The following is a 3,274-nucleotide window of genomic DNA, read 5'->3' on the forward strand; positions in this document are numbered from 1 at the left end:
ATGGTAAAAATAAGTTAAAAAAAAGTTGGAACTGAATTATTCAGATCGCATAATTTGATACTCTTGCAAAGAGATAACTTACAATTTTATTTAATTTTTTACATATCATTGGTTCAGTTATTTTACTATCGACATCAACGCGATAGCTGATATTTTTGGTTTTTTCGTCGGTGGACATAAACCATATAAACTCTTACAGCCGAGTAGTGTTGATTGCTCACATTTCCTTTAACCAGTATGTTTACCCCATCTAAATGGCTCACAACCCCGATTTATATTAACCAATTTTTAACATAAGGCATGAGTGTCACCAGAAGGCCTAAGAAGTGTTCTGTCGGATTAACGAAGCTAGGCCAGCAAACACATTGCGCGATGATATCGACGGGATAATGCGGGCGTTTAAAGGCATTTCGGATCAAAGACATGAATAGGCAACATTAGAGAAAAAACAGCATGTTACCTTCATGCACCAAACCCCATCAATGTGCGTAGCACATGAAAGGCGGCTCTCTGATAAGCCATGTGACACTGAAAGTGACCCGCCGAAGCCCGGCATAAGCCGGTAAAAGATCATTAAAGATCCTAATACCCCCCTTGCCCTGCTAAGCCTTGCGGACTGACTGCTAATGAAGGAGTGATATAAGCCCTTTTAACCCCGTTAGCGCGGCATAGCCGCGATGTATCGGGGCCTTAGTGCGGACAGCTTGCTGGTCGCACTTAGGGGGCTGTAAGTCGGGATGTACAGATATCTTTTTTGAGATGGTTTTAAATATTAAATGTGATTTGTTTTTGGACATTATTTTTAAGGCTTATATGGTGATTGAAGCTGTAGTGTTGCCCGAAGGCGTAGCCGTAGGGAGGAAGCATAAGAGCGAAGCGAATAAGAGAGAAGCATCCGGCAAAGCCGGATAGCGACATCCTTATGATGGTAATTGTATTTTTCTTGCCCGAATACCGACTTATACACATATACACTGCTTATTTTTAATAGATCTTTTTAAGATCCTTTTTTAAACCTTTTTAGAGGTACTCCAGAGCCTTATATTACGGGGCTCTCAGCTGAACCTGCGTGACAAATCACCCTCATTTCGTGACAAATCACCCTCAAAACAGGGTTAAACCGTGACAGTTTGCCCTGAAAACAGTGACAAATTGCCCTGACGAATAGACTTTATTCACAGGAATTTGACAGAGACTCACCCCCGTGACAACATCCAGACATGTCACAGTTATCACAGAGATAAAGATGGGTATGGTGCCTGAATTAAAAAATAAGCCCCGTAAAGTTGGCCAACGTATCGTTCAATCCAATGAACTGACCGAAGCCGCATACAGCCTGTCTCGAGACCAGAAACGTATGCTCTATCTCTTTGTTGACCAGATCAGAAAAGTGGACAGTGTTCAGGGCCTTGAGCAGCATAACGGCATCTGTGAGATTGCCGTGTCAAAATACGCGGAGATATTCAACTTAACATCCGCGGAAGCCAGTAAAGATATTCGCAATGCGTTGAAAAATTTTGTGGGTAAAGAGGTCACGTTCTACCGGCCGGAGGAAGACTTAGGGGACGAGAAAGGCTATGAGTCCTACCCCTGGTTTATTAAGCGTGCGCACAGCCCGGCACGAGGCGTCTACAGTGTCCATCTAAACCCTTATCTCATTCCCTTCTTTATTGGTTTACAAAATCGATTCACACAATTTCGCCTCGGTGAAACAAAAGAGATCACCAGCCCCTACGCGATGCGGCTCTATGAGTCACTGTGCCAATACAGGCGAAGCGATGGTACAGGCGTCGCCATTCTGGGGGTTAAATGGATGATTGAACGTTATCAACTGCCACAGAGCTATACACGAATGCCTGATTTCAGGCGCAGATTTCTCAATCCCATTGTCGAAGAAATCAATAAGCGAACCCCAATAAGTCTTGATTATATTGAAAAAAAATCAGGACGCCTGACCACTCACATCGTATTCTCCTACACTGAAGTGTGACAAATAGCCCTCAATGAACATGTCGGTAGTGACAACGAGCCCTCCAGCGTCTTCTTTAGGACTATTTCTTCATGGCAGACCCGCAGATATCAAAATCCCCCGTAATAGCTCACTAACATGATGGCAATTTGTCACAGTCATCCAGTAATTTCCGTCACTAAAGGCAATATGTCACACGTTGCCCAATATACTGAGGGTGGATTGTCACACTATGTACCCAATCGATCATCTGCAAAATATTCTGTGTAAAAGATAGAGTTGATAAATACTTCATACTTATGATTTCATACTATTTATGATGTTACTGCATTTTCAAATATACTTCTAACGCCTCTCGAATCAGTGCACTAACATTTTTAGGCGCGACTCCCGCACGCTTATTGGCCAGAGCCCTATCTTCAAGCTCCCGCAGCAAGCCTTCAGGTAACGATATGGTGGTTCTGGTCAGCGCTTCAGGCCGTAAGGACGGTTTTTTCTCTTCACCGTAAGGCCTGTCAGCCAACCGGTTCGCGAGTGCTTCGGCGTCGGCTTCCGTCACTTCTTTACGCATCTGGGGCTTTTTAAGTGCCATCAGAAAACCTCCTGCAACAGAGCCATGACTTCAGCTTTCGCATTGTCATTGTCGGTTTCCAGCACTGAGCGTCCATCGGACATCACATCACGGTAGATTTTTCGGTAGCACCCGACACTACTCAGAGGAACCAGCCCATCGAACTCTTTCACATACTCAAGAAACTCATTGCGTTCCGTACCCCGAATCAAGGGATTGGTTGTCGCCATGGTCTGATAACACCAGGCTTTTAATCCGGGATTCAGATCCCGCATGCTCTCCAACTGATGCTGAAGCTCCATCAACGTATCCAAATCCAACTGGGAACACTGATGAGGCGCAATGATTTGATGGGCAACGGTACCGCCGGTGATCAGTTCCCGACTGTTACGGCCAGCGACATCGACAATAACCTGACCAAACCGTTTCTCCAGACTTTTCAGTGTCTGGGAGATATTGTCACGTTTCTCAATCAAGGTGATGGTCGGGATGAGTCCCGATAGTTCCCGTTCGGCATACCAGCGAGAGGCAGAGCGCTGAACATCTGCATCGACCAGACAAACGTCTTCCCCGCGCAATGCCAAGCCAATGGCGATATTGATGGCAGTCGTGGTCTTGGCCGCACCACCTTTGTTACATCCGACAATAGTGATCATCGTCCATCCTCTGTTAGGTCAATTACCCGCATTACATCATAAGTATGAATTATTATCTATTAAGTATTAAGTATTAAG

The 3,274-nt window shown here is 44.9% G+C and carries 3 protein-coding genes and 1 pseudogene; 1 reads left to right on the forward strand and 3 read right to left on the reverse strand.

Translation table 11 applies throughout. The features are described 5' to 3' along the window. Positions 1–353: 353 nt before the first annotated feature. Positions 354–425 (reverse strand): annotated as a pseudogene (locus V1952_RS20860) (IS6 family transposase); the annotation flags it as partial. Positions 426–1,246: 821 nt separating this feature from the next. Here V1952_RS20860 and repE point away from each other — a divergent pair. Next, on the forward strand, positions 1,247–1,990 hold the full coding sequence (repE, locus tag V1952_RS20865) for a replication initiation protein RepE (protein ID WP_420075460.1): 744 nt from the start codon (positions 1,247–1,249) through the stop codon (positions 1,988–1,990). Positions 1,991–2,291: 301 nt separating this feature from the next. Here repE and V1952_RS20870 read toward each other — a convergent pair whose 3' ends face one another. Then, entirely contained in the window at positions 2,292–2,561 is a 270-nt protein-coding gene (locus tag V1952_RS20870; RefSeq protein WP_420073751.1) for a hypothetical protein, read from the reverse strand. After that, complete coding sequence (locus V1952_RS20875) at positions 2,561–3,196, reverse strand: AAA family ATPase (RefSeq protein ID WP_420073750.1); 636 nt, start codon at positions 3,194–3,196, stop codon at positions 2,561–2,563. The genes V1952_RS20870 and V1952_RS20875 overlap by 1 nt, the downstream gene beginning before the upstream one ends. Positions 3,197–3,274 lie beyond the last annotated feature (78 nt).

Source organism: Yersinia sp. 2542 StPb PI, assembly GCF_048593855.1.
In the GTDB taxonomy this organism is placed as follows: domain Bacteria; phylum Pseudomonadota; class Gammaproteobacteria; order Enterobacterales; family Enterobacteriaceae; genus Yersinia; species Yersinia enterocolitica_E.